Genomic DNA, 1574 nt, shown 5'->3' with positions numbered 1-1574 from the left:
CTCCTGCGCCTGCGCGAACGTCACCACCGCGCTCACCCCTCCACCGGGACGGCCCGCGCGAAGCCACCGTCCACCATCAGGTTCGCCACCGTCTCCAGCTCCGGCGGATTGCCCGCGAGCCGCTGGAGGAACGCATCGAAGTCCTCACCGCACGGCAGCAGCAGCCGCTCCACCCGCTCCCCCACGCTCCAGCCGTCCTGGTCCCTGGCGTCGTCGTACGCGCAGAACCACACCGACCCCAGGCCCTCGCCGCGCACCTTCACCGCCACGATGCCGCCCTGGACGAAACCCACACCCAGGAAATCCTTCGTGAAGTGGTCCCGCAGACACTTGTTCACGTACACCAGATCGTTCACAGCCGCTTCCTCACGCACCGTGAAGAACGGCTGGTCCACCAGCAGACCCAGCTCCGCGTCGAGCGCCGTACCCACCGGCGCACACCCGCCCGCCGCCTTCAGGAACGACCGGTACGCACCCGGCAGCCGGTACCCGAGGTCCTCCTCGACCCCCTGCACCTGCTGCTCCGTGACGGCCACCCCCGACTTCGGCAGCCCGAAGTGCGCCGGACGCGTCTCCTGCAACGGCCGCGTGCCCCGCTTGGCCTGGTCCACCGCCGCCGTCGCGATCCCGCCGTGATGACGCAACAGCGCCTTCACCTCGACGGGCACCAGCTCCATCCGCCGGCCACCCGCCACGTGATGCCACGTCCAGCCGTGCGGGGTCGCCACCGCGGGAATCGTGTCCCACAGCTCATGCCCGCTCGCCGCCAGCGCCGCGTTCGCCGACACGTAGTCCGTCAGCCGCAGCTCGTCGATACCGAAGCCCGGAGGAGGCTCCGCGATCTCCGCGGCCGCACGCGCATACGGCGAAAGCACCGGATAGCCGTTCCCGTCCACGCGCACACCCCTGGGGTGGCGGGACGCCCGGACAGGATCCGGGAAATGCACGACCTGCCCGGCATAGGCCGCGTTCGGTGGCGCGGATTGCTGCCCGAGCCGACCTGTCGTCATGGCGGTTGCCCCCTGCTGCGTCTGGTGTTGCGCACAGCCTATGCGGTGGCGCAACACGGCCCCCCCCCCCCCCCCCCCCCCCCCCCAACACCCCCCCCCGCCCCCCCCCCCCCCCCCACCCCCCCCCCCACGCGACACGAAGACACGTTTCACCCACCCAGCTTCCCCACCACCCTGCATATTTGACAGGCTGTCCCCGCAACTCGGGGGATTGCAGGGAGGGACACCAGCACCATGCACTCAGCACAAACAGTCACATCCGGAGACCCGCGTCTCAGTTGGAGCACCACCGAGCCCGACCGAGCACCCCACCTCCAGCACCGCCGCGACGGCATCCTGCCCGCGGTGGCCGCAGCCCTGTCCGTACGCGGAGAGACACTCACCTGCACCGCGGGCAAGGGCGACCAGCCACCCGTCCTCCACCCACTCGTGCAGGACTTCCTCGACACCCTCACCAGCAACCAGCGCGAACGCTTCACCGGACGCTGCCCCGAAGCCATACTCCTGTCACGCCAGCTCACCGCCGCCGACGACAGCCGCTCCAAACGCGCCCAGCGCAAACCC

At 70.6% G+C, this 1574-nt stretch carries 2 protein-coding genes; one reads left to right on the top strand and one right to left on the bottom strand.

What is annotated here, in order from left to right; genetic code table 11:
• Positions 1–32: 32 nt before the first annotated feature.
• Positions 33–896: an SMI1/KNR4 family protein gene (locus ACFU7D_RS29565; protein ID WP_378874080.1), complete on the bottom strand. Its 864-nt coding sequence runs from the start codon at positions 894–896 to the stop codon at positions 33–35.
• 348 nt (positions 897–1244) lie between these two features.
• Here ACFU7D_RS29565 and ACFU7D_RS29560 point away from each other — a divergent pair.
• A partial coding sequence (locus ACFU7D_RS29560) for a YwqJ-related putative deaminase (protein WP_378874077.1) occupies positions 1245–1574 on the top strand: 330 nt, incomplete at its 3' end.

The organism is Nocardioides sp. NPDC057577 (assembly GCF_042801335.1).
Lineage (GTDB): Bacteria > Actinomycetota > Actinomycetes > Propionibacteriales > Nocardioidaceae > Nocardioides.
Note: the sequence above shows the minus strand (reverse complement) of the source record. Positions and strands in the feature narration are given on the sequence as shown.